Genomic DNA, 24,664 nt, shown 5'->3' on the forward strand with positions numbered 1-24,664 from the left:
ATGATTATGGACGATCGTCAGCCTGTTTCACCGTCCCGCCGTATCCTGAGTTATGTCGTCTGTTACCTGATTGCGGTACAGCCGATGCTGCCTGCGGCGGCCGCTGCCATCACGCCGGTCACACCCGGCACGCAGATGGATGCGGCGGGCAACGGTGTGCCGGTCGTCAATATTGCCACGCCCAACCAGGCAGGGATCTCGCATAACCAGTATCAGCAGTATAACGTCGGCACGGAAGGGCTGATCCTCAACAACGCCACCGGGCAGCTGAATCAGACGCAGCTCGGTGGCCTGATCCAGAACAACCCTAACCTGACTGCCGGGCACGAAGCCCAGGCCATCATCAACGAAGTGACCGGTGCCAGCCGTACCCAGTTGCAGGGCTACACCGAGGTGGCAGGTAAAGCCGCCAGCGTGATGGTCGCCAACCCGTATGGCATCACCTGTAATGGCTGCGGATTTATCAATACGCCAAATGTCACGCTGACCACCGGTAAACCGCAACTGGATGCGAATGGCAATCTCGCCGCGCTGGAAGTGACCAAAGGTTCCGTAACGATCGAAGGACAGGGACTGGACGGCAGCCGTGCCGATGCAGTGTCGATCGTGGCGCGCGCCACGCAGATCAACGCCGGGATCTACGCGAAAGATCTGTCGATCACCGCCGGGGCTAACCGGGTCGGGGCCGATGGTTCCGTCACGCCGATTGCCGGGGAAGGGGAACTGCCGACGGTGGCAGTGGATACTGGTGCGCTCGGCGGGATGTACGCCAACCGTATTCATCTGGTGTCCAGTGAGAAGGGGGTAGGCGTTAACCTCGGCAATCTGAATACCTCCGTTGGTGATATGCAGATCGACGCCAGTGGCAGACTGACGATCGGCAATGCGACATCGGCGGGTAAATTATCCGCCAGCGGGCAGTCCATGGCGCTCCAGGGCAGCCAGCAGTCGGGCGGTGATATGACGCTCACCAGTCAGGGAGAACTGGCGGTGCAGGGCAACCTGACAGCCGGAAAAAATCTGCAACTCAGCGGCGAGAGTCTCAGCAATAACGGGCTGATCGCTGCCACCGGCAATGCTCAGTTGTCGGTGCAGCACCTGACTAACAGTGGCACAATCCAGGCGCAAACCCAGACGCTTCACGCAACGACACTGGATAACAGCGGGAAGTTGCTGGCAAGTGGAGCACAACAAATCCAGACCGGCACCCTGACCAACAGCGGCACGCTTCAGGGACAAACCCAGACACTTCAGTCAACAACGCTGAGTAACAGTGGAAAATTGCAGGCAGCGGGATCGCAACACATTCAGACAGGCAGCCTCGAGAATAACGGTACCATCGGTACGGATGGCGCATTACAGCTCACAGTGGATCAGGCGCTGACACAGGGGAGTCACGGCACCCTCACCGCTGGTGAAGCCCTGGGGATTACCGCCGGACAGGCGACGCTTGCAGGCTCCATCAGCGGGCAGCAGGACAGCCAGTTAAATTTTGGCTCCCTCCGTACCCTCGATGATTTCTCCCTATCCAGTGCAGGCAAGCTTGCGCTGACCGCTGACCACGCACAACTGGGTGGCTTACTCTCCGGCGAGGGTGTCATCACCGGGCGCTTCGGACAGCTGACCACCGATTCCGGCTCACAACTCCAGTCCGGCAGCGATGCGGATATTCAGGCCACCGGCAGCACCCTGCTGAACGGTAATCTGCGCGCCGGGCAGAACCTGCATCTGGTAAGTGGTTCGCTCAGTTCCGGCAAAGGCGCACAGACCTACGCGGCTGGCAATGCTCAGGTCAGCGCCGGTAACAACGGAGTGTGGAACGGGAGCCTGACGACGGGTGGCAATCTCGCGGTCAATGCTGCCAGTTTCACCAGTAACGGCACGCTGGCGGCCGCCGGGGATACGCAGTTCACTACTCAGCAGTTAACCAACAGCGGGCTGATTCAGGCACAGGGCAGCCAGACGCTGAATACCGGTGCGTTAAGCAACAGTGGAAAAATGCAGTCGGGAGGTGCACAGCAAATCAGTGCAGACACGCTCGACAGCCAGGGACTGATCGGTTCGCAGCAGGCACTGAATTTACAGATTACCGATAAGCTGACGCTCGGCGAGCCGGGGTCGTTGTTTGCCGGCGATCAACTGACCCTCAACGCGGGTCAGGCAACGGTCAACGGTGCGCTGACCGGTAAATCCGGCCTGACGCTCAATACCGACTCGCTGGATGCAGGTCAGAGCGCGCAGATCACCAGCCTCGGGGATATGCAGCTTAACGCTTCACAGCAGACGCTGGACGGGCAGCTATCGGCCAGCGGTGACGTCAGCCTGCATGCCGATGATCTTTCCGTCGGTGCCCAGGGTAGCGTGCACAGCGATAAGACGCTGTCGCTGAGTGCCAGCAACCAGGCCACACTGAACGGGACACTGGACGGACAGACGCTGGCCGCCAGCGGTGGTGCACTTAAGGTCAGCAATACCGGCGCGCTGACCACCACCGGTGACATGCAGCTATCCGCCCGCCAGCAGCAACTTGATGGCATCACCAGCGCCGGCGGCAATCTGACCCTCAGTGCCGATCAGCTCAATGCCGCGCAAAGCGGCAGGACGTCGGCACAAAACGATGTGCAGGCCACGGTGACGCAGGGCGGCCAGTGGTCGGGTAGTCTGATCGCCGGGCGCGACCTCAATTTCAGCTCGGGCGATTTCAGCAACAGCGGCACGCTCGCCGCGAACCGTAACGGGCAGTTCAGCTTCAACAGCTTTACCAACGAGGGGCTGCTTCAGTCGCTCGGTACTCAGCAGCTGACCGGTGACATCTTTAACAATAACGGGACGGCGCAGTCCGGCGATGACCAGACGTTAACCCTGAATCAACTGAATAATCAGGGGCTGACCGGCACCAGCGGCAATCTGGTTCTGAATGCGCGTGACAGCGTCACGACAGGCGACAACAGCACGCTGCTGGCCAACGGATTGTTGACCATGAAAACCACCGGGGCGACTCTGGGTGGCAGCCTGAGCGGCACGCAGGGGGTGCAACTCAACACCCACTCGCTGACCAGCCAGGCCGGATCGGTACAGAGCAGCCAGCGGGATATCAGCGTCGGTGCGGATACCGCCAGCCTCAACGGATTCCTCTCCGCCGATGGCAATATGGCGCTGACCACCGGCCAGCTCACCACCGGCAGCGACTCACAGACCCAGGGTAAACAATCACTGGGGATCAGTGCGTCTGAAAAAGCCGATTTGGGCGGCAAACTGGTCACCCCCGGCACGCTGACACTCCAGGCCGGAAACCTGACCAACGCAGCGGCACTGGGTGCCAACAGCGTGGATATTAATGCCGGTCAGATGACCAACAGCGGAGCGATCACGGCCGACGACGGTCTGCATATTCAGGCTGATAACCTGCAACAGCAGGGTAGCCTCACCGCTCAAAATCAGATCAACTTTGACGGCCAGGTGCTGGACAATCACGGCACCCTTTCCACGCACGATCTGGACATCAACGCCACCGATCGTCTGATCAACCAGCAGAGCGGGGTGATCGCCGCCGCCGGTAACGCACAGCTCACCACGCCGATCCTCACCAACAGCGGCACGCTGGCGACGCAGACGCTCAGCGTCACCGCCAGCGGCATCAGCAATAACGGCCTGATCCAGGGCACCGGCGGGGCCACGCTCAGCGCCGATACCCTGAAGAACGGTGCTGAGGGGCAGGTGTTGTCCGCAGGCACACTGGATGTGCATGCCACAACCACGCAAAACCAGGGACGCCTGCAATCCGCCCAGCTCAACATGGCTGGTAACAACCTGACCAATGACGGCACCGTGCTCGGGACGAAAGGTCTGAATGCGCAGATGCAGGGCGACCTGAACAACAGCGGCAGCCTGCTGTCATCCGGCGACGCTACGGTTAACGCCGCCACCCTGGAGAACAGCGGCCAGCTACTCAGTGAAAAAGCCGCCACTCTGAATGCCGCGCAGCTGACCAACCGGGGACAGATTCAGGGCGATATCCTTGCACTGAACGGCACGGGTGCAGAGAACAGCGGGAACCTGATCGGCCTGAAAGCGCTGACGGTGCAGCTGCAACAGGACCTGAGCAACGCCACCACCGGTAATCTGCTTACCCAGGGTGCACTGAAGGTGACAGCCGATCACGTCACTAACGCCGGTAGCTGGCAGGCAGACAGCGTGGACCTGCAGGGTCGCCAGTTGGATCTCAGTGGGGCGATAGAGGCCACCACCCGTGCCGGGCTGAACCTGAGCGGCGCACTCAATACGCAGGTGCAGGGTAAAATCGTCTCTACCGGCCTGGCCGTTTTGCAGGCCGCCAGCCTGAATAATCAGGGCAGCTGGTCGGCCGATAATCTCAGCCTGGAAGGTGGCTCACTCACCAGCAGCGGCACGATCACCGGTGTCAGCGCACTGAACGGCACGCTCAACGGTCAGGTGCAGGTGTTGCAGGGCGGCGCACTGCTCAGTGCCGGCACCAGCACGCTGAAGGCGAATGACATCGCCAACAGCGGCAATATCCAGGCGAATAACCTCGTGGTAGATACGGGCAACCTGACCAATGCCGGGCAGCTTCAGGGACAGCAGAGCCTGCTGGGCACGGTGCAACAGGGTGTGACCAACCAGAATGGCGGCATGCTGCGCAGCCAGGGCAGCTTCGATCTCACGGCACAGTCACTGCTGAATCAGGGGCAGGTACAGGGTGACGGGCTGAGCCATCTGACGCTGACGGGCGAACTCAATAACCAGGGCACGCTGCTGACCGGCGATCGCCTGACACTGTCTGCGCCCGTCATCAGCAACAGCGGGGTGTTGCAGGCGCAGGGGCTGACTCTCACCGGCACCAGCCTGACCAACAACGGCACCCTGAGCGGGCTGGGCAGCAGCACCCTGCAACTCGATCAGGCCGATAACCAGGGGCAGTTGCAGGGCGATCAGCTGCAACTGACCGCTGACGCGCTGCATAACATCGGTACGGTGTTTGGCAGCCAGCTGCTGGGGCTGAACCTGCAAAACACCGATAACCAGGCTGGCGGCAAACTTTACAGCGCCGGGGATCTGACGCTGAACACGCCCAGCCTGAATCAGGCGGGCAGCCTGCTGGCGCTGGGCAATATGACGTTGCAGCTGGGGTCAGGCTTCACCCAGACCGGCACCCTGGCCGCCGGGCAAAATCTCAGCCTGAGCACCCAGGGTGATCTCAACATACTCGGCACTCTCCAGGGGAACGGGATCCAGCTCAGCGCCATTGGCGATATGGTCAACAATGGACAGCTGCGCGGTGGCAGCGGCACAGTGGGGGTAGATGCCAGCAACATCACCCTGAATGACAGCGGCAGCGTGCAGTCTGGCGGTAATATCCGGCTAAGCAGCCGTGGTCAGCTCAGCAATGACGGTTTTGTTGGTGCAGCGGGTGATGTGCTGATGTCCGCTAACGGACTGATGCAGAACAGCGCGCTGCTGTATGCCGGCAACAACATGCAACTGCTGGCCGACAGCCTGCACAACAATCAGGGCGATATTCTCGCGGGCAACAGCCTGTGGATGCAGAAAGATGCAGCGGGCAACGCCAGCACCGAAGTGGTGAATAACTCCGGCAATATCGAGACCACCGACGGCGATATCAGCATCAGTACCGGGCATCTGCTGAATCAGCGCGATGGCCTGAATACCACCAGTACGACAGTGGCCGCAGATACTCCGGCAGGCGATGGTGCCACGGAAATTACGCTGCACTACGCCGACTTCGACACCAGCGAGCTCGAAGCCTACACGGTTACCACCCATGAAGGCAGTGACGGCAAGAATAACGGTATCACCCGAACGACCAACTATGTAAAACCGGTAGACACTGGGCTGAAGAAAACCTTCCTGGTCAGTACCTCAACCTTGGGTGTGGTAGCCAGTGGTGGCGCAGGGCGGATTGCGGCAAACCATAATCTTAACGTGTCGGCTGGGACGCTGGATAACCTCGCCGGGAACATGCTGGCAGGCCAGGATATCACGCTCTCCGGTAACGTGCTTAATAACCAGTCTTATCAGAATTCGGTGCAACAGGAGTATCTGACCTATGCATTTGATACTACGCAGGGCAGCCAGGTATACCGGGTAAAAAGCGGCAGCTCTGAGAGAAACGCCAGCTTTAACTACTTCCTCAGCGGCACGCCGGAATATGAAACCACCGTCACCGGCGAGGGGTATCGTGCGGTCATTCAGGCCGGTGGGGCGGTGAATGCCAGCTTCAGTAACAACATCAGCAATACCACCACCACCGCCAGCGCAGGCAGCCTGATCCACGCCATCAGCGCCCCGACCCTGAACGGGACAACCGAACTGCAAACCGTCAGCGGCACGCAGAGCCAGCAACTGGCGGGGGACAGCCATCTGGCGGTCGGCTCGGTGCAGTGGACCAGTTCGGTCAACAGCGCGCTGCAGCAGCTCGGTAATCAGGGCGCGGCACTGACTGATTATCCCCTGCCAACCAGCAACAATGGCCTGTTTGTCGCCAGTAAAGATCCCACCAGCCCGTATCTGATCACCACCAATCCACAACTGGGCAGCGTGGGGAAAACCGATCCGTCGCTGTTTAATGCGCTGAACGATTATCTGGCAAAACCCACAGCCGCCGTCTCTGCTCCGGAGCAAAAATCAACCGCAGCAGCCCCGGCACTGACGCTGGCCGGAACATCAACATCGGTTCAGGTGACAACCCCTGCGGTGCAGGCGGCAACACCCGTCACTGCCCCCCGTACGGAAACAGCCGCTGTCTATACCGATCCGGCGCAGTTCATCGGCTCATCGTACCTGCTGGATCGCCTGAACCTGGCACCGGATACGGACTATAAATTCCTCGGCGATGCGGCCTTCGATACCCGCTACGTCAGCAACGCGGTGCTCAGCCAGACCGGAGAGCGTTATCTCGGCGGCACCGGTTCTGATCTGGCGCAGATGCAGTATCTGCTCGATAACGCGGCCCAACAGCAGCAGGGATTAGGGTTGCAGTTCGGCGTCAGCCTGACAGCGGATCAGGTGGCCGGGCTGACGAAAAGTATCGTCTGGTGGGAAAAAACCACCATTGCCGGCCAGACGGTGCTGGTGCCGAAACTGTACCTGTCACCGGAAGACAGCACCGTGGCGGAGGGCAGCGTGATTGCCGGTAACACGGTCAATCTCGATGCCGGAAATATTGTTAACAGCGGCAGCACCCTGAAGGCAGAGATGCAGCTGGCGGCGAAAAGCAGCACCTCGCTGGATAACCTTAATGCCGGGCTGATCGCCTCGGGTGGCAGCGTGCAGATGAGCGCGCTGGGTGATATCAACAACATCGGCTCCTCCATCGCCGGACAGACGGTGGCACTGGCCTCGGTCAGCGGGGACATCAACAACGTCACCCAGGCACAGCAGTGGACGGCGACGCCGGTCAGCAGCGGCAAGTCCTCTCAACTGACCTTCAGCCAGACTCTGACTGGTGATACCGCCAGTATCACCGCCAGCAAAGGACTGTCGCTCAGTGCCGGTAACGACATCAACAACACCGGGGCGAAGCTGACGGCGGGCAGCGACCTGCAACTGGTGGCGCTGAATGATCTCAACATCAGCGGTAATGCCCTCAGCACCAGTAAAACCACGAAAAATGGCGGTTCGCAGAGCAGCGATAGCCAGACGAGCGAGGTCAGTACCGGAGGCGCTCTGGTCGCCAGCGCCGGGAACAATCTGACCGTTGCGGGTAGCGCCGTTACCGCGCAGGGCGATGCGACGCTGCTGGCCGGAAATGACCTCAGTCTCAACACGATGGATAACAGCAGTCATCAGACCAGCGGCAGTAACAAAACTGATGACAACAACGCCACCCGCACGGTGGTGAGCAGCGGTGCCGACCTGATGCTGAGTGCCGGGCGGGACCTGAACTCGCAGGCCGCACAGCTCACGGCAGATGGCAACGCCGCTCTCAGCGCTGGCCGTGACGTTAACCTTAACGCGCAGCAGAGCAGCACCTACAGCGAGCAACACGGCAATCAGAGCGTCAGCATCCGCGAAGCGGTGAGACAGGATGGCACGGAAGTTGCCAGCGGCGACGACATGTCCATCACCGCCGGACGCGATATCACCAGCCAGGCGGCTCAGGTAAACGCCACCGGTGACCTCGCGCTGAACGCCGGTCGTGATGTGAACATCACCACGGCGACGGAAAGCGATTACGCATACGACGAAGCGACCAAAACCAAAAAGAGCCTGTTCAGCAAGAAGACCACGCACACCATTGCTGAGGACAGTTCCACTACCGAAAAAGCCTCGCAGCTGAGTGGCGATCAGGTCTCGATCGTGGCGGGTAATGATCTGACGGTGAACGGATCTTCCGTCGTGGGTGAGGGTGATGTCGGCCTGAAAGCCGGCCATGACCTCAGCATCACCGCCGCCACAGAGGAACAGAGCAGCTACCGCCTGAGCGAAACGAAGAAAAGCGGCATGTTCAGCGGTGGTGGCCTGGGTGTCACCTTCGGCAGCGCCTCGACACGTCAGCAGCTGAACCAGGATGGCACCACCCAGAGCCAGAGTGCCAGCGCGGTCGGCAGCACCGGCGGCAACGTCACCCTGGTGGCGGGCAATGATGCCCATGTGGCCGGATCTGACGTGATTGCAAAACAGGATATCAACCTGGTGGGCGGCTCCGTCACGATCGATCCGGGTAACGATACTCTGACGCGCCACCAGTCTTACGAGCAGAAGCAGAGCGGCCTGACGTTGCAGCTAACCAGTCCGATTACCGACGCGCTGCTGACACTGGGATCCCAGGCGAAGGAAGCCAGTGAAGCCGGTAATGATCGCCTGAAAGCGCTGGACAGCGTGAAGATGCTGGAGAGCGGCTGGGCGCTGTCCAAAGGGGCGACGCAGTCCGCCACAGCGCTCGCGAAGGGCGACCTGAATAACGTCGGCATTACGATCTCGCTCAGTGTCGGGTCCAGTAAAAGCAATTCCAGCTCAGACTACAGCAGCAACACCGTCAGCGGCAGCTCGCTCAGCGGCGGGGGTAACGTCAATGTAATTGCGACCGGTGCCAGTGGCAGCAGCGGTGATCTCAATATGGCAGGCAGCGGCATCACCGGCCAGAACGTGACGCTGGCTGCCGCCCATGACCTGAATCTGGTCGCCGCCAGCGACAACACCGACCAGAAAAGCAGCAACTCATCCTCCGGCTGGAGCGTGGGCGGGCATGTGTCCATTGGCAAGGAAACCGGTATCGGCGTGCAGGCCAGCGGTTATCTGGCTGACGGCTCTGAAAACGGCAACAGTACCGAATACGTCAACAGCCGTGTTAACGCCAGCGACACCCTGACGCTCAGCAGCGGCAACGACATGCTGCTTTCCGGCGCGCAGGCGCTGGGTAACCGCATCGTCGCCGATGCAGGCAACAACCTGACTATCACCAGCCTGCAGGACATCGACAACTACCAGAGTAAACAGCAGAGCGTCAGCGGCGGATTCAGCGTCACCTGGGGCTCCATGAGCGCCTCCGGCGGGTTGAGCTTCAGCACCAGCAAAGTGAACAGCGAATACGCCAGCGTTGGCGACCAGAGCGGGCTGTTTGCCGGCGACGGTGGCTACGACGTCTATGCCGGTAATCACACCCAGCTGAACGGGGCAGTGATTGCCTCCACCGCCGATGCGGCGAATAACACTTTCTCCACCGGCACCCTCGGCTGGGACAGCATCGAAAACCATGCGGAGTACCACGCCAGCAGCGCCTCAGCAGGCATCAGCGGCAGCTATGACAGCAGCCAGAAACCGGGCGAGCAGTACGCCGGTGGCTTTTTGCCGACGATGGTAAATATGTCGGACAGCGCTTCAGGCACCACCCGTTCGGCGGTGGCGGACGGCACCATTACGGTACGCGATGCGCAGAACCAGACGCAGGACGTAAACGGCCTCAGCCGTGATACCGACAGTGCCAACGGGCATATCGACAAGATTTTCGACAAAGAGAAAGTCGAAAACCAGATGGCGTTCGCTCAGGGTGTGCAGGAACTGGCTCAGCGCGTGGCGGGAGACATCAAAACCTACAAGCTGGATGCGGCGGAAAAAGAAGCCTCTGACCGGCTGCTGAATGAACATCCAGATTACGCAAAGCTGACGCAGGCTGAACTGCATGACAAAGTGATGGCAGACCAGAGCTATAAGGATGTGGCGGCAGACTGGGGGACGGGAGGGACTTACTCAATGGTCACCAGCGCGGTGGCCGGGGCTTTAGGTGGACTGAGCGCCGGGAACTTTGGCGCGGCGGCGAGCGGAGCGATGGCACCGTATATCGCCAACGCGATAAAGAAAGCGACCACTACCTATGACGCCAACGGGAAGGAGGAAACCAACCTGGTGGCCAACACCATGGCGCACGCAGTGGCGGGCGCGGTGCTGGCACAGCTGGCGGGGAACAGTGCCGCAGCGGGTGCCGCCGGGGCTGCCAGCGGTGAACTGATGGCGCGGGCGATAGTGGCGTCGTTGTATCCAGATGTGAAAAACCCCAGCGACCTGACGGAAAGCCAGAAGCAGACGGTCAGCGCACTGAGCCAGATAGCGGCGGGACTGGCCGGGGGGCTGGCATCGGATTCAGGGGTGGGCGTAGGGACCGGGGCGGTTGCAGGGAAGAATGCGGTGGAGAATAACTATCTGCACGTCAGTGAGAAGACGGAGCTGGAGATAGCGAAACAGAAACTTAACAGTAGCGACCCTGCCGAACGTGAAGCGGCGCAGAAAAAGGTGGCTGAATTAACGGAACTGGATATCAGTCGCGACCAGAAAGTGATGGATGCCTGTGGAAATGGTAAAGCTGCAAGCGCGGGCTGTGCCGGAGCCAGGCTGGAAGTTATCTCGGCCAAAGGTGAATACGAAACCGGGCAGTACAATAACAAAGTCAGTGATATGTATGCTGACTCTTATGGTCAGATAGTAAACCTGCTGAATATCACCAGCGTTGATGCACAGAATCAGCAACAGGTGAAGGATGCCATGGTGAACTATGCAATGCAGCAGTTTGGTATAGATGAAGCGACGGCAGAACAGTACATATCCACTTATGACGGGATGAAAACAGTAGCCGCTTCGATGGCGCCAGTGTTGGGGGCTGCGGCTGCTAATAAAATTAGTGCATTAGGTCAGGGTGTTGTTAAGGAAAGCGTACCTAACAACCCGAACTCTTCAAGTGCAATTACTGATGCTGAGGCCGGAGGTTATTCTTACTACGACAGATTTAAGAATGCTGATGGTGGCTGGGATTGGCCTAAGAATTTGGGATTTTCAGGAGAACCAGTTAAAACGACTATTCCTGTAGGAACTACATTGGATCGATATGGTGATAGCAATGGTGCATTTCTTGCGCCAAAAGATACTCCTTATGAACAACGTGCCCTTGCCCCAGGATCACAAGCTAACGGTTATCATGAATATGAAGTAATGAAACCCCTTCCAGCCATCCAGGGGACAATCGCACCAGCGTTTGGTCAAGTCGGTGGTGGGACACAAATTTTACCGAATATGACTGAGCGAGTTAATGTTCAATGGTTGATTGATAATGGTTACTTGAAGGAGATTCATTGATATGTCCGTGTCGATAGAGGAAATCCAAAAAATTGTTAACTCTATGTGTGAAAAGATCCATGCTCCGCAGAGCCATGTTGGCATTTCACCGTTTGATGATGGTCGTCCTTACTTATCTGTAGAAAATGATGAATACAATTATATCTACTCAGAAAGAGGGTATGAGTTTTCTAGGAAAAAAACATCATCGTTAGATGAACTGCTTTATTGGATTATGTACGATATTGTGCACCAAATGGCAGTAAATTATGAGCTTAATCATAGGATTGAAGGATGTGATGTTCGGCGTGTTATTTTTCGAAAAGTAATTGAATATCTTTCTCAGCTCAACTATGAATGGGGTACTAAAACTAGGGAGGAATTTAATAAAATACTTGTTAAAAATCCTTTCAAGGATAATTAAAAACTTTAATCCCTGCCACCGCGAACAGGGCCGGGATTTACCACCCATTCCATGGTGGCAGGTGGCACCATCACCGCAAGGGCCCCTAATAGACAGATGCAGGATTTGGCCTGTCTCAGCTGTGATACCGACAGCGTCAGCGGCAGTATCGGAAAGTTAATAGCCATATGAAAAAACCTGACCACAGTGCCGGATTTGCTATTTTATCAGTCAGTTACCTTTCAGCAGCCAATTTGGTGTGATGCTGGAACCCGGCAAGCCAACGCAGAATGCCTTTATCGAACGGTTCAAGTTGCGTTCGGTAAAAATGAACGTATCCGATCATTGCATTCATGTTGAGCGAATTAGCTGCCGCTAATCGCTACGGGAGAGGTGGGCGCTTCGGGGATGAGTCGGATCCATTACTTAACATAATAATGATTATGCGCATTAGATTTGTTACTCCAAAACGCTAATGTCGTACGGGGAGATGCGGATGTTTTCCTGGACTGCTATGTTGTGATCCCCAGATGCTCCCGGTACTTCACCGGACTCATCGCACCTAATGATATTTTGATTCTCTTCTCGTTATACCAGCGTATGTACCTGTCCAGGAAGCACATAAAATCTTCCAGCGATGTGCCCGCCCAGTTTCTGCCATAGTACATTTCATTTTTGACCCGCCCGAAGAAGCCTTCGCACGCCGCATTATCCGACGAGCAACCCTTGCGTGACATGGACCTTATAAGACCCGATCCCTTGATACGATCCAGCCAGCCCGGCCATCGGTAATGGCTTCCTCTGTCACTGTGTATCACCGGCCTTTCATTTTCGCTAAGCGTATCGATCGCATCATCGAGCATGGCATTTACCAGTTTTGCGTCCGGACGTGTCCCTATGGCCCAGCTCACTTCGCGTACTTGTCATGCAGTCGCAGGCTTGCTTTGTGATAAAAATAGCAACTGCGGGCAAGCTGAAGAGCACTGAGCAATTCAGCAACGGGATAAATTTCCTTAAGGGCATCAACGAGCCGGGTCTTCTCCCTGTTCTTCAGGGTCAGGACGCTGATGCCCATGTCTTTTTTTATCAGTTCATTCGCTTTTGTCAGGATGTCACGCTCAAGCTGTAGCTGATGAACCTGCTGTTTAAGCTGCTTTATTTCATCGCGCAGTTCATCCTGCTGCTTATCCTGAGAAGCTGGTTTACGTTTACGCATGGATTGATAAGCCTCATCGTCGATCAGGTCTTTCTTCCATTTGTACAGGACCGGAACGCTGATACCTATCTTTTGTGCCACTTTAAGGGCGGTTCCACGTCGGGTGCAGAGCTCGCGAACGGCCTGCGTTCTTTCCTCCGGGCTGAAGCATTTGTTTGTATTCGAACGAATAATCAGTGGGCGTCGTCCCGGATAAATCTCTTCGATCCAGCTCTTGAGCACTTCGCTACTGGGATAGCCAATGGCGCGACGCGTGAAGGCCAGGCAACCACCATGCGTAAGATAATGCTCAACCGCGGCGACTTTCTGTGCGTGTGAATAGCGTTTTCTTGGCTTTAATTCCCTGGGTAAGTCACCGGCCTCTTCATAAATTCGAACCCACCGGGAAAGCTGTTTAACGGATGGATAGCCCAACTCTCTGACAACAACTGTCAGCCTTTTGCCATACCTGAAGTAAAGCTCCACGGCCCGGATCCGATCCTCATATGAGTGCATGAATTATCTCCCGAAGGTCCAGGAAATCGTCCGCACCCCCCGGAACAATTTACAGATTTCGTCCCTGAACTAGTCTTAAATTTCCTCAGGCTCAGCTCAGGATGCAGACTTTATGTTGGTGACCATGACAGATAAGGATCTTTACCGGCTCGGTATCATTCAGCGCGTTAACGACCACACTCTGCTCCAGCGTGAAGCCGCACGCCTTCTCGAACTCACGGTTCGTCAGGTGCAGCGTGTTCTGCGGCGTTACCGTGAACACGGTGCGGCGTCGATTGTGTCTGCCCGTCGTGGTCGGCCCGGCAACAACCGCATTCCCGAAGATTTACGCTGCGCTGCGCTGCAACTGATCCGGCAGCACTACGCGGATTTTGGGCCAACGCTGGCCACCGAGAAGCTGCTTGAACGACACGGCATTCCGGTTTCCGTTGAGACTGTCCGCAACTGGATGATCTCAGACGGACTCTGGCGGCCACATTCACGGCGTCAGGTTCACATTTATCAGCCACGACACCGGCGCGACTGTCTCGGAGAACTGGTTCAGCTGGACGGATCTCATCATGCCTGGTTTGAGGATCGCGCACCGAAGTGCTGCCTGCTCGTGTACGTTGACGATGCCACCGGTCGCCTGATGCACCTGCGCTTCTGCGATTCGGAGTCAGCATTCGATTATATGACAGCAACGCGGGAGTATATTGATTTACATGGGAAACCCGTCGCATTCTACAGCGACAGGCATGCCGTTTTCAGGGTTAACGGCACGGACGCACGCCGCAGCGGTACCACACAGTTTGGCCGTGCACTGCGCGACCTGAGCATAGAGCTCATCTGCGCCAACAGCAGCCAGGCAAAAGGCCGCGTGGAGCGCGCCAACCAGACGCTGCAGGATCGGCTGGTGAAGGAGCTGCGGCTGCACAACATCAGCTCCATCAGCGAGGCGAACCGCTGGATTGAGGGCTTTATCGACGACTTTAACTGCCGTTTTGCGCGACCGCCAAAGTATCCGAAGGATCTGCACCGCCCGTCCGGTCTGACACCGGATGAACTGGACGATATCTTTGCCTGGCAGGACCAGCGGAAGTTATCAAAATCGCTGACTTTTCAGTATGATAAAATACTCTATCTCATTGAACCCTCTGATGCCAACACCCGCATTGCGGGTGAAAAAATCACCGTATTCGAATATCCTGACGGCAGGATCAGCTTCCGTTATGCCCACCGTGAGCTGCGTTATCAGGTTTTTGACAAGCTGGCCTGCGTGGATCAAGGGGAGATCGTCGATAACAAGCGCCTCGGTACCGTACTGCGGCTGGCACAGGAAAAACAGGATGCGCTGGAAGCTGAAGGTAAACGCTCACGCAGCAAAAAGATGCCGCGACGGCGGGCGCAGAAACGCGCGCTTGAAGCACTGAGGGCAGTCAATCCGGTGCTGGTCAGCCCGGAGGACTTTGTCTCTGACCTCAAGCGCTGAGTCCCTTCCCCTGCCCGCTTCAGCGGACACAACGCCACAGGGAGGAAAAATGAGTCAGGAAAAAAAGGTCATGACGCTGCAGGAACAGCTGCGGGCCGACCTGATTGAGATGTATCTGGCAGGCGACATCACAGTGGCAGAAGCCGCGCAGTCGATGGAAGTCTCTCCCCGCCAGTGCCGGCGTCTGGTCAGCCGCTACCGTGAATCCGGTCGTGACGGCGTGGTGAATCTGCGTCGGGGAAAACCCGGCAACTATCAGCTGAAGGAAGACCTGAAAACTCAGGTCGTGAAGCTTATCCGCACCCGCTGCCGGGGCATGAGTCCGACCGGCGCATGGCGGTTACTGAACGCAGGCTTCGGGCTGAGCATCTCAAAAGAAACCGTCAGAAAGCTGATGATGGCTGAAAATACCTGGGTAGCCCGCCCCAGAAAAATACTCTGAACAGCCAGACTCTTTTCATGTCACAGATGACACTTTAACTTAGCCACTGAGACGACATCTTAATAATGGATAGACATTGCATATAGAGGCAAAGCTGACCTGGCCGCTTCGGAGATGCGGAGTTTTTCACGATGAACGAAGTTAACCGGCTTAAAGTGATTCAGGACGTTGTTGACCGGCGGCTGACAACACATCTCGCCGCGGAGCGTCTCGGTATTTCTGACAGACAGTGTCGCCGCCTGCTCCAGCGCTACCGCGTCAGACGCAGTTCGGACGTGCAATGAACGAGCTGAACATCACCGGCATCTGCGCCAACACCAGCGCTGCCAAGGGCCGCGTGGAGCGTGCGGATCTCACGTTGCAGGACCGTCTGGTCAAGGAACTTAGGCTGCATGGCATCAGTATGCTGATCTTGGGCCTACGCTGGCCACCGAAAAGCTTCAGGAACGTCACGGGGTTAAGATCTCTGTTGAAACGCTACACTGCTGGATGACTTCTGACGGACTCAGGATCCAGCATGTACCCCATAAGCCCCGCATTTATCAGCCACTACATCACCGCGACTGCCCGGCTCACACCATGACTGGTTTGAAGAACGTGCATTAAAATGCGGCCTGCTGATTTACATTAATGATGCTACCGGTCGTCTGAAGTGGCATCTAAATTCTGACTACAACAGACATACCTGGTTTTAGCTGCTCCATCGAATCTCCTGAAGGACTAATCACAACTGCAAATTTTTGCGGTATCTTTATGAAATTCCCGGCAGCATTACTGGCGTTAACTGTACTATTCTCACCCAGGGAAAAAGGGGATACCTGACCTGCCCCCAGTATTAGATACAACCTTCAGTTAGTAATATCGGTTGATTTTTCTTCATGTTTCCCGTTTCGCCAGCCTGCTGCAAATTCAAATGGCGTCTGGTAATTCAGCGATGAATGAGGTCTGGACTCGTTATAGTCCTGCCGCCAGCCATTAATGATTTTTCGGGCATGAAGAACATCGCTGAACCAGTGTTCATTCAAGCATTCATCCCGAAAGCGACCGTTGAAACTCTCAATAAATCCGTTCTGAGTTGGCTTGCCCGGCTGGATTAAGCGCAACTCAACACCATGCTCAAAGGCCCATTGATCCAGCGCGCGGCAGGTAAATTCCGGGCCCTGATCAGTTCTTATCGTCGTAGGATATCCACGAAACAGCGCAATGCTGTCCAGAATACGTGTCACCTGAACGCCTGTAATCCCGAATGCCGTGGTGATCGTCAGACACTCCTTCGTGAAATCATCCACGCAGGTCAGGCACTTAATCCTGCGGCCGCTGGCAAGTGCATCCATGACAAAATCCATCGACCATGTCAGGTTCGGCGCATCCGGACGAAGAAGCGGAAGCCGCTCAGTCGCCAGCCCCTTGCGGCGTCGCCTGCGTTTTACACTCAGGCCGTTGAGATGATAGATGCGGTATACCCGCTTGTGGTTGACGTGAAGGCCCTCCCGACGCAATAACTGCCAGATGCGCCGGTAACCAAAGCGGCGGCGCTCAAGTGCCAGCGCTGTGATGCGTAGAGACAGCTGCGCGTCAGCAGCCGGACGCTGAGCCGAATAACGGCAGGTGGACAGGGACAAACCTGCCAGCCTGCAGGCACGACGTTGCGACAGACCCGTTGCCTCACACATGACTTCCACGGCTTCCCGCTTCTGGTCTGTCGTCAGAACTTTCGGCCAAGAGCCACCTGAAGCGCCTCCTTATCCAGCATGGCTTCAGCGAGCAGCTTCTTGAGGCGGGCGTTCTCCTCTTCAAGCGACTTGAGCCGCTTCACTTCGGGAACTTCCATGCCGCCAAACTTCTTGCGCCAGGTGTAAAAGGTGGCGTCTGAAATAGCATGCTTGCGGCAGAGTTCCCGGGCTGAAACCCCGGCTTCGGCCTCGCGGAGAATACTGATGATCTGTTCGTCGGAAAATCGCTTCTTCATAGGGATGTCCTCATGTGACTGATGAAGACATTACTAACATCGCGGTGTATTAATCAACGGGGAGCAGGTCACACGGTATAATTAATTTAGATTAATACAATTTAGCTGTTAAAAACATTGAGTCGCGAAACGTACGTTCGCGACTCATGCCATCATATATAGAGCCAGACCAATACAGTCAGGACTAAAAAACAGGTCTTGTCACGACAACTTATAATCACAGACTCTGACATCACTGCAAGTGTATTATGCGGTAGGCATCCGATAATATGCGAGATGCAGTTCGTCTAAAATAGTATTGAACGCGCGATTAGAAATGGTCTCATTATATTCCATTTTCCCTGCAACATCTGCGCGCGGATAAGTAAAAGAATGTACCGCGCCCTGATAGTTTATAAACATGAAGTCGGCTTCAGCTGCGGCCATTTCTTTAGAGAACTCACCAATCTGTTCTGCCGAGACGAACGGGTCGGCAGCTCCATTGAGAACCACGACTTTGGCAGGTACTTGTCCTTTCTCTGCTGGTGACAGCGTATCTAGAGTACCATGAACACTGAACACTGCACGTATTGCAACTCCTGACCTTGCGAGTTCAAGCACACAGTGTCCACCATAGCAAAAGCCAACTGCAGCTATCTTACTGCTGTCCACTCGCGGATCGGTAGAGAGTTGTTGCAGAGCGGCCCGCATTCTATAACGTTCTTCAGGTGTATCTTTTAAGGCATGCATAAGGGACGATGCTTCATCCGAAGATGATGGAGCCACGCCGTATAAATCGGCTACCAATACGGCGTACCCCGCACTCGCCAGGCGTTCTGCATGTGCGATGTTTGAAGCTGTAATTCCCATCATATTTGGAGCCATTACAATTCCAGGCATCGGCCCAGGGGCGTGTACATCATAAATAAAGGCACCTTTAAGCGCGGTTTTTCCGGAAGTGTAATTTACATGCTCTTCAGCGATTTGAATCATTGTTACGAGCCTTTATTAATTACGCGAAACAGACTTTACAAAATTTCAGGTAGTTGAAACGATGTTCAGTCAATTTTTTACCCAACGCTTGTATTCATCCTGCCAGTCTGGATGCCAGCGAGATAAAGCAGGCCTGTTTTCAGTCATATCTTGCATAGACCATGAAATGCGCTTTTTATCAAGCTCAGATGTAACGGCGTTATCAGGACAAATGATATAAAAATCACCTGCCCTGAAATGTTCAATGAAATAATCTACCACCTGGCTTGAAGTCCACGCCTCGGGAGGCTTACTACTAGTAAATTCATCCATCCCAGGAAAGTTCATATCTGTCCACGTGTATCCAGGGACCAGAAGATGTGCTGTAATTCGTCCTGAAGTCGATTTGAGAAGCTCATGAGAAAGTTGTTCTGTAAGGACTTTCATCGCTGCCTTTCCGACACTGTAGGCCGCATTACCCGGTGGTGTAGTGATCCCCTCTTTCGAACCAAGATTGACTACGGCAGCAGGAACTTCAGAAGCTATCATGAAAGGTACGAAAAGGTGCTGAACTGTGACAGCTGACAGCAGATTAGCTTCTAAATTCTTCCTCCATTTTACTGGAGAATCCCACGGCCCACCTCCTTCCTTAATTCCAGCATTATTAATAACCATCGCGACTTCGCCAAATTTTTCAATGGTCACATCGCGAAGGCGCGTCAAATCATCAACACTGGTTACATCACCTATGACAACGCAATGCTCAGTATCTAATGATGAAGCTAGTGAATTCAATGCTACACTGTCACGGTCAAACAACGCGAGACGCATCCCTTCACGACTGAGACGACGAGACAGTGCAGCGCCAATCCCTTTTGCCGCACCTGTGATAACTGCCACGCGACCTGAAGCAATGATTGAATCTGTCATTTTTGACTCCTTCTGTTATTTAGAACGGATAACCACATAAGCAAGATCGCAATCGCTGAAAAGACAACGCCAACCCAACCTGTCGAAATCCATGATCCTCCAGAGGAAATCACCAATCCTCCAAATGCTGCACCCAAGGCATTAGAAATATTAAATGCACTATGTGTCAGTGAAGATGCAAGTGTTTGAGCTTCGCCTGCGATATTCATCATGTGTGATTGCAAAGCAGGAACAAGGGCAAAGCCATTTCCAAGCAGAAAAATTATAATAAGCGCGGGGAGTTTAAACTCAGCAAAAAGAGAAAAAAGACCCAACATTATGAGGTTCCAGCAGAGCATTGCAAATATAGAAGGAATCAATGCCTTATCTGCAAGACGACCTCCGATGACATTTCCTGTCACCATCCCAACTCCCCACAAAACCAATATCCACGGAATATAGCTAAGCGGAAAGCCAGTTATTTCCGTAAGTGCTGGTGTTATAAAGCTGTATACCGCGAACATCCCTGCAAAGCCAACCGATGCGACACCAAATGTTATAAGGATCTGAGGACTACGCAACGCACCAAGTTCTTTCAATGGTGTAGAGTTCTCATTGGCGGCTATCGAAGGAACAAAGAGAATCACCATGATTGCTGTAAGTACGATACCTGCTGCAACGATAAAAAAGGAACTTCGCCAGCCCATAGTCTGACCAACCCACGTAACTAACGGTACTCCTGCCACATTAGCGATCGCGAGTCCAAGCATTACATAACCGATATAACGGGCTTTAAGACTGGGGGATACCATTGATGCTGCAACAAGAGCAGCGACACCATACCAGGCGCCATGTGGGAGACCGGAGACAAAACGTGCAACCATCAGTGAAGAAAAATTCCACGCTGAAGCGCTCAGTCCATATCCCACTAGAGCAATTGCCAGTAGCAGCAAAAGAAGATGTTTACGCGGCCATTTAGCGCATAAGATAGCTATTGCAGGAGCACCTATTACTACTCCGGCTGCATAAGCTGAGATATAACCTCCCGCAGAAGGAACAGACACACCAGTTCCTTTTGCAAGGTCTGGTAAGAGGCTCATAGGAGAAAATTCGCCTGTTCCTATACATAATCCGCCGGCCCCCAATGCAAGCATCGCTGGCAAAAGCGATTTAGGCTGACTGGCCTTCTCTTGCTCTATAGTGAATGTGTCATTGGACATAAAATAACTCCCAAGTGAAACGCATAGCCTCATAAGCACAAAAAAGAACTGCCGGGTGGGGCCAGCAGCTCCCAGCCAAAGTTGGCTGTTGTGTCGAATTCAGCCCCTATTCAGGGGACGACAATGCAGTGGAATTGTTGAAATGCAATACACTATAAACGAAATCTTGATCAATTTTGATTAGCTTTACGGCATGCTTTGTTGAATTTTAATCAACGATGGAGATTTGAGGTCGGTGAACGTAACGTTATTAACGTTATTTCAGAGCTCTGGCCAATACGTAAAGGGAACCCGTTCCAAATCCCAGTTCCGTTGCTCACATAAAGTGACATTCCATTCACAGAATAGAGACCGGATACAAAACCATTGTTCGCAGGGCATGCAAGAATATCGAGGCCAGTAATCATCCCGCCGTGAGTATGACCAGACAGCTGTAGTCCAACATCTTTTGCTGCATTCTCATTGGCATTTCCAGGACGATGATCCAACAGTAATATGGGCATATTTTTGGGAATACCTTGTAAAGCTCCTGTGATAGAAGGACCGACCTGCCCATACTGAGTGGCGGCCTCATCATTCACTCCAGCGAGAACCAAAGAAGAACCGTCCTTGGGAAGAATTACATGTTTATTTAAAAGGAAATTTATCCCCATATGTTGATATTCCTTTATCAAATCAGGTGCATTAAAGTAATACTCATGATTTCCTGTTATTGCCCATATTCCATACTTAGCATGAAGACTTGCTAACGGAGAAACATCTTCACGGCGGGCTTCAACTGTGCCATCAGCCATGTCGCCTGTAAGTGTGATCAAATCAGCGTTAAGTTTGTTTGTGCGATCGACAACTGAAGTAATCCAATGACGAGACAACAGACGACTTGCGTGCAAATCTGTAAGTTGCACGACAGTAAAGCCATCAAATGCTGGAGGAAGATTTTTAACTGTTATCTCAAGCCTTTTTACTTCTGGAACCTTAATCCCCCCCCAAATCCCCATGGCTGAAAAAATGCATCCAGCTGTAAGCGCAACAACCTTCAACGGTTGAAGTTCTGTAAAATGACGATGCATAAAAACTTTTAACAAAAACTGAACAAAATCAATTATCAGGAGAAATAATGCAAAGAAAATTGTGGCGCCAAAAAACCAGCCTATCAGGATCATTAATGGGTATGGAAGTTCAGGAGAAAACATACTGCCGTACACAAATCGGCTTATCAGATGAAATTCACAACCTGCTATCACGACTAATGATAGAAAGATTTTTAATGGCAAAGGTCTGTTGAGAGGAAAAACAAATCGGAAACAAACATATAATGCTGGTAATAGTGTCCATAAATGAAACACGATAAGGCCCCCATAGAACCGTCACTCTAAACAAAGAAACAATATTAACATTGCAAATATAAAAACTTGTTTAGTATATTTCCACGAAGCAATGAATTTAACTCATTAATGTAAATGTTATGAACTCTGCAACTTAAAATTCCTGTTAATTTATTCATTGATGCATGTAATTCAACTAATCAATGTAATTGTTACTTCAGATTATAATAAGAATTAACAATAAACAGTAAAGATTGGAAGTGTTTTTTGAATACCTTCCAACCTTCCCAAAGTTGGTTTCTTAATGGATTCGAAAATCACTGAAAGTCAGGTTAAACGAGCTCTTCTGGCGTCTATGACGTCGTTGTATTTTAATGGAGTGATTTTTTCAACATGGGGAGTAAAAATACCCATTGTAAAGGATAAATTTTATTTATCAGATAATACTTTATCTCTATTGCTGGCAGCTGTAGCCATCGGGGGGATTGTCGCATTATCCGCAGCATCGAAAATAATCACAAGAACAGGAAGCCGAACCGGAGCAACGCTAAGCGGAATTATGATGGCTATATGTTCATCATTTATACTAGTCATGCCGCAATTCCCTCAACTACTGATATTGATGATCCTTTTTGGCGTCTTTGCTGCAGTCAATGACATCGCAGTCAATACACAAGTTGCACTTCTGGAACGAAGTACAGGACGGTCGCTAATTGGGGCTTTACATGCAAGTTTCAGCGCAGGGGGCCTTAGTGGGGCACTGCTTGCCAGCAATTGGACAATCACGGATCTACCTGAAGTAATAAATTTCTATTCTATCTCTGTAGCAGGGATAGTAGCTTTAGTGATATCCAGTAAATATATGATTTCACTAAAAGTCGAAAACCAATCAGACGATAAAAATAGATCATTAATTTTTGAAAAGAAAACAAACTCTGAAATTATAGCTAAAAAAAGACTTATAGTTATAGGATCGCTGGCATTTGCTGCCTTAGTAATTGAAGGTGCCTTTTATGATTGGTCGGCTGTATATATGCGTGATGTCATTAAAGCTCCTGAAAACTGGGTAGGCTATGGTTACGCAGCATTTTCAATAGGTTTGGTTGTGGGACGCCTTAGTGGGGACTGGCTTCGGGAACGCGTTGCCCATCAATCTATAATCATTACGGGTTGGATGATAGCATCTACAGGAATAGCAATTGCGCTGTTTATCAGTAGTCCAACACCAGCAGTTTTAGGTTTTCTCCTTACTGGGATCGGGATATCAAATATTCTACCTATACTGTTCTCTACATCAGCGAAGTTAGCAAATAATTCAGGCATGCTTGCTTCAGAAGGACTCGCTGTTACGACACGTATCGCTTACGTTGGTCTTCTAGCTGGTCCTTTAATCATTGGTCCCGTAGCTAAAGTCATTGGGTTAAGGAACTCAATGCTTACGCTGGGCCTTGCTCTCGGTCTAGCCTGCGCGGGGTGGCTGTTCTTGAGCCGACGTACGAAAGGGCTTCCATGGGTAGTTAAAGGTAACGAATGATGCACATTGATATGACTTGGTAAAACTACTTCTAAGAATAAATAGACGTTTAAAGCTCAGCAGAGCTTTGCATTAGGCTTCTTCACCATATGCAATTCGGTTCATAAAAAAACCTCCGATGATAAGAGCATTATTGAGTGTTATTCAATACTCAATTGAATTTTCCCATTAAATTAATAATACATACGATATATAAAGATCGTGTTCACAGTTTCGGTAATTATAGCGCCTCACCGATTTACTAAAACACAACATATATTACAATGTTTATTAATCAACAAATAAAATTCATCGCCATATTAAAAAAGAGGTGTTAATTATGGAGAAGCGTCTTTACCTTTTTCAAGGTGGAACATTGCATTGCAAAGAGCACCATGTAAAAATGCATCAAGGCATCAACAATAATTACGCAATCCCAGTACCTTTTTATCTCTTAACACATCCATCTGGTCACACTCTAATTGATGGAGGTATACCACCAGAGGTAGCAGTTGATGCTGCATCATACTGGGGAGATGTAATTAATACATACCGACCTGAAGTAAGTGAAGATGATAGTTGCTTGGCTCAACTGATAAAATTGGGAATTGATCCGCAGGATATAAAATTTATCGTTCAGACTCACCTCCATCTGGACCATACGGGTGCTATCGGACGCTTCCCAAATGCAAGGCATATCGTTCAACGGAAAGAGTATGAGTACTCTCAGGCTCCAGATTGGTATTCGGCCGGTTCGTATATTAAATCAGATATTGATAAAGCCGGTCAGACTTGGTTTTTTCTTGATGGGAACAGTAACGATTACTACGACATTTATGGCGATGGATCCTTGTTGACTGTTTACACCCCTGGTCATTCGCCGGGGCATCAGTCAATTTTGGTAAGTCTTCCCTCAGGTCAAAAGGTGATCATTGCAGCTGACGCTGTATATACATTAGATCACTGGAATGAAAAATCTCTGCCAGGTTTCCTCGATTCGGCTACAGATTCCGTCAGGTCAGTAAAGAAATTAAGAATACTTTGCGAAGAAACTAATGCATTGCTAATAACTGGCCATGATCCAGATACCTGGCCGACCTTACGACACTCTCCAGAATATTATTCATGACAAGAAAGGCATTTCATATGAAATGCCTTTTTAATTAA

At 52.8% G+C, this 24,664-nt stretch carries 12 protein-coding genes and 2 pseudogenes; 8 read left to right on the forward strand and 6 right to left on the reverse strand.

Going from position 1 to position 24,664, the window contains the following annotated elements:
* The first annotated feature begins 6 nt into the window (after nt 1-6).
* Complete coding sequence (locus AC6I8W_RS27295) at nt 7-11,604, forward strand: hemagglutinin repeat-containing protein (protein WP_497839674.1); 11,598 nt, start codon at nt 7-9, stop codon at nt 11,602-11,604.
* A 1-nt stretch (nt 11,605) separates the two neighbouring features.
* Entirely contained in the window at nt 11,606-12,007 is a 402-nt protein-coding gene (locus AC6I8W_RS27300) for an Imm63 family immunity protein (RefSeq protein ID WP_497839675.1), read from the forward strand.
* Between the two features lie 491 nt (nt 12,008-12,498).
* On the opposite strand, the pseudogene AC6I8W_RS27305 reads toward AC6I8W_RS27300, so the two are convergent.
* Nucleotides 12,499-13,697 (reverse strand): annotated as a pseudogene (locus AC6I8W_RS27305) (IS3 family transposase).
* Between the two features lie 124 nt (nt 13,698-13,821).
* Between AC6I8W_RS27305 and AC6I8W_RS27310 the strand changes: the two are divergent.
* The 4 genes and pseudogenes from AC6I8W_RS27310 to AC6I8W_RS27325 form a co-directional block, all read left to right on the forward strand.
* Nucleotides 13,822-15,168, forward strand: coding sequence for an ISNCY family transposase (locus AC6I8W_RS27310; protein ID WP_497839714.1), 1,347 nt, complete (start codon nt 13,822-13,824; stop codon nt 15,166-15,168).
* A 49-nt stretch (nt 15,169-15,217) separates the two neighbouring features.
* Complete coding sequence (locus AC6I8W_RS27315; RefSeq protein ID WP_497839676.1) at nt 15,218-15,610, forward strand: helix-turn-helix domain-containing protein; 393 nt, start codon at nt 15,218-15,220, stop codon at nt 15,608-15,610.
* A gap of 131 nt (nt 15,611-15,741) precedes the next feature.
* Entirely contained in the window at nt 15,742-15,894 is a 153-nt protein-coding gene (locus tag AC6I8W_RS27320) for a helix-turn-helix domain-containing protein (protein ID WP_497839677.1), read from the forward strand.
* Nucleotides 15,873-16,010 (forward strand): annotated as a pseudogene (locus AC6I8W_RS27325) (ISNCY family transposase); the annotation flags it as partial. The gene AC6I8W_RS27320 and the pseudogene AC6I8W_RS27325, both read left to right, overlap by 22 nt.
* A 448-nt stretch (nt 16,011-16,458) precedes the next feature.
* On the opposite strand, the gene AC6I8W_RS27330 reads toward AC6I8W_RS27325, so the two are convergent.
* From AC6I8W_RS27330 to AC6I8W_RS27350, 5 genes are all read right to left on the reverse strand, one after another.
* Nucleotides 16,459-17,579, reverse strand: a protein-coding gene (locus tag AC6I8W_RS27330; RefSeq protein WP_497834991.1) for an IS3 family transposase whose coding sequence is annotated in 2 segments (ribosomal slippage) — nt 16,459-17,321 and nt 17,321-17,579 — 1,122 coding nt in all. Because the reading frame shifts where the segments join, the coding sequence is not laid out codon by codon here.
* 246 nt (nt 17,580-17,825) lie between these two features.
* Nucleotides 17,826-18,551, reverse strand: coding sequence for a dienelactone hydrolase family protein (locus AC6I8W_RS27335; RefSeq protein ID WP_497839678.1), 726 nt, complete (start codon nt 18,549-18,551; stop codon nt 17,826-17,828).
* Nucleotides 18,552-18,620: 69 nt separating this feature from the next.
* Nucleotides 18,621-19,460, reverse strand: a complete 840-nt coding sequence (locus tag AC6I8W_RS27340) for an SDR family NAD(P)-dependent oxidoreductase (protein WP_497839679.1) — start codon at nt 19,458-19,460, stop codon at nt 18,621-18,623.
* Nucleotides 19,457-20,659, reverse strand: a complete 1,203-nt coding sequence (locus tag AC6I8W_RS27345) for an MFS transporter (protein ID WP_497839680.1) — start codon at nt 20,657-20,659, stop codon at nt 19,457-19,459. The genes AC6I8W_RS27340 and AC6I8W_RS27345 overlap by 4 nt, the downstream gene beginning before the upstream one ends.
* A 212-nt stretch (nt 20,660-20,871) precedes the next feature.
* Entirely contained in the window at nt 20,872-22,005 is a 1,134-nt protein-coding gene (locus AC6I8W_RS27350; RefSeq protein WP_497839681.1) for a metallophosphoesterase, read from the reverse strand.
* Between the two features lie 283 nt (nt 22,006-22,288).
* On the opposite strand from AC6I8W_RS27350, the gene AC6I8W_RS27355 reads away from it, so the two are divergent.
* Together AC6I8W_RS27355 and attM are read left to right on the forward strand one after the other, a co-directional pair.
* Nucleotides 22,289-23,518, forward strand: coding sequence for an MFS transporter (locus AC6I8W_RS27355; protein WP_497839682.1), 1,230 nt, complete (start codon nt 22,289-22,291; stop codon nt 23,516-23,518).
* A gap of 316 nt (nt 23,519-23,834) precedes the next feature.
* Entirely contained in the window at nt 23,835-24,626 is a 792-nt protein-coding gene (attM, locus tag AC6I8W_RS27360) for an AttM family quorum-quenching N-acyl homoserine lactonase (protein WP_497839715.1), read from the forward strand.
* Nucleotides 24,627-24,664: the final 38 nt, after the last annotated feature.

Source organism: Pantoea sp. X-Soil-TKNS-1211, assembly GCF_059730495.1.